We start from the raw sequence: 639 nt of genomic DNA, 5'->3' as shown, positions 1-639 counted from the left end.
GAGCATCCCGCCGACCCGCTCTGGGCGATCGACGGCGGGATCGACGGACTCGAGGTGGCCCGCCGATGCGTCCGGGTGGCGGCCAAGCACCTGGAGCCGACCGGACGGCTCCTCCTCCAGCTCGGCAGCCGGGAGCAGGTGGAGCTGCTGGAACGGCCCTTCACCTGGGTGGGCCTCGAGGTGGTCGAGGTGCGCGAGGAGGGGCAGGAGGGATCGAGCGGCGTGGTGGCGCTCGTGGCGCCCACGACCCGTTCGAGTTGAACGACCTCCCGAACCGTGGTTCCGTGGGGGACAGGTTGAGTCAGCAGCCGATCTCGTTCGACGAGAGGCATGTGCATGACCACCACTCTCCCCGCCCCCACCGCCAGCGCGGTCCAGGATCCCGACGTCGCCACTGGTGAGCGGCTGCGACGAGCGGCCGAGGCGCCCGCCGACCGACGTCGCGAGCTGCAGAACGATGTCGTGTCCGACTACATCCCCATGGCCGGCCGCCTGGCGCGCCGTTACCGCGGCCGCGGCATCGCCGACGACGACCTCGACCAGGTGGCGCGCCTCGGCCTCGTGAAGGCGATCCGCCGCTTCGACCCCGAACGCCGCTCCTTCGCCGCCTACGCCGTGCCCACGGTCCTGGGCGAGCTG

1 protein-coding gene and 1 pseudogene are annotated in these 639 nt (G+C 72.1%); both read left to right on the top strand.

Translation table 11 applies throughout. From position 1 onward, the window contains the following. Positions 1 to 261, top strand: a pseudogene (locus ASF38_RS03785) (hypothetical protein); the annotation flags it as partial. Positions 262 to 336: 75 nt separating this feature from the next. Next, on the top strand, positions 337 to 639 hold a 303-nt coding region (locus ASF38_RS17840; RefSeq protein ID WP_304438642.1), incomplete at its 3' end, for a sigma-70 family RNA polymerase sigma factor.

The organism is Aeromicrobium sp. Leaf272, from assembly GCF_001422865.1.
GTDB lineage: Bacteria > Actinomycetota > Actinomycetes > Propionibacteriales > Nocardioidaceae > Aeromicrobium.
The sequence above is the reverse complement of the archived record's forward strand: the minus strand, read 5'-3'. Positions and strand labels throughout refer to the sequence as shown.